Genomic DNA, 1287 nt, shown 5'->3' on the forward strand with positions numbered 1-1287 from the left:
TCTACAACCCTGCCGCCGGGATCCCGACGGAACCGAAGGTGGTCGGCACCCGCTGGCTCGACGAGGACGAGTTCGTCCGCCTCTGGCGCTGGCTCGAGTGCCCCGACACACCGGTCCATCCACCCTACCTGCGAGCGGTCCAGATCCTGATGCTGACGGGGCAGCGGGTCGAGGAGATCGCCCGCCTGCACAGGGATCAGTGGGATTCGGCTGAGCGCATCCTCGACTGGTCGAAGACGAAGAATAGCCGGCCGCACGCGGTGCCCGTCCCTTCCCTCGCCGCCGAGATGCTTGATTCAATCAAGCCGAACGAGCACGGCTGGCTCTTCCCCTCCGCAATGGATCCGAGCAGGCCGGTCAGGCACAGCACACTCTATTCATTCATATGGCGGCAGCGGGAGCGCGGCGTGATTCCGATTGTGACCAATCGCGATCTACGTCGGACCTGGAAGACGCTCGCGGGCAAGGCGGGCCTGTCGAAGGAGATCCGCGACCGCATCCAGAACCACGCGCTGCAGGACGTGAGCTCGAAGAGCTACGACCGCTGGAACTACATGCCCGAGAAGCGCGCCGGTATGGCCCGCTGGGACAAGTTCGTCCGGGCCCTCCTGGTGAAGAAGTCAGGTCGGATGCGCACTGCCGAGGCGGCATGAGATGACGCAATCGCTTGGTGGTCCCCTGCGACGCACGACCTGATGCCAGATTTCAGGAGGGGCAACAACGGCGTCCTATCGGCCGCTTCTGATGAAGTCGGCGATCCGCTCGGCGATCATAATGGTCGGAATGTTGGTATTGGCGCAGGGAATGGACGGCATCAACGAGGCGTCCGCAATGCGAACGCCGCCCATGCCCTGCACCTTGCCTGTCGGCGAGGTCACGGCCGCCGGATCGTGCTCCGTCCCCATGCGGCACGTTCCCGACGGATGCCAGGTGCCGCCGACATGCCGGCGCACGAAATCGGTCAAGGCGTCGTCGTCGCGCAGCAGGCCGTCCAGTGTCGTGTCCAGGGTGACAGTGGCATGGACCAGCGCGGCGCGCAGCGGCCCAGCCATGTCGAGCAGCGCGGACAGGACGCCCCGCTGCAGCGTGTTCCACACGCCGGGCACGGCGACCCGGGCCACGCGGGGAGAGTAGCTGGAGGAGAAGACCGGGCCGCGATGCCCGTCCATATGCGGGTCCAGCAGCACCTCCGCCCCCATCCGCAGCGCCAGCTTCAGCCGGTCGAGGTCGCGGCTGTCGCTCAGCATCCGGAAGTCGATATGCGGCTCGGCGACCGGGTCGGCCGAA

Annotated in this window: 2 protein-coding genes; one reads left to right on the forward strand and one right to left on the reverse strand. The window is 66.5% G+C overall.

Annotated features, from left to right (window positions below; translation table 11 throughout):
• Positions 1-653, forward strand: a 653-nt coding sequence (locus AAHM41_RS40205; RefSeq protein ID WP_342242259.1) for a site-specific integrase, incomplete at its 5' end; no start/stop codon positions are given.
• 75 nt (positions 654-728) lie between these two features.
• Here AAHM41_RS40205 and AAHM41_RS40210 read toward each other — a convergent pair.
• A partial coding sequence (locus AAHM41_RS40210; protein ID WP_342242260.1) for a GMC oxidoreductase occupies positions 729-1287 on the reverse strand: 559 nt, incomplete at its 5' end.

The sequence above is a fragment of the Inquilinus sp. OTU3971 genome, assembly GCF_038440215.1.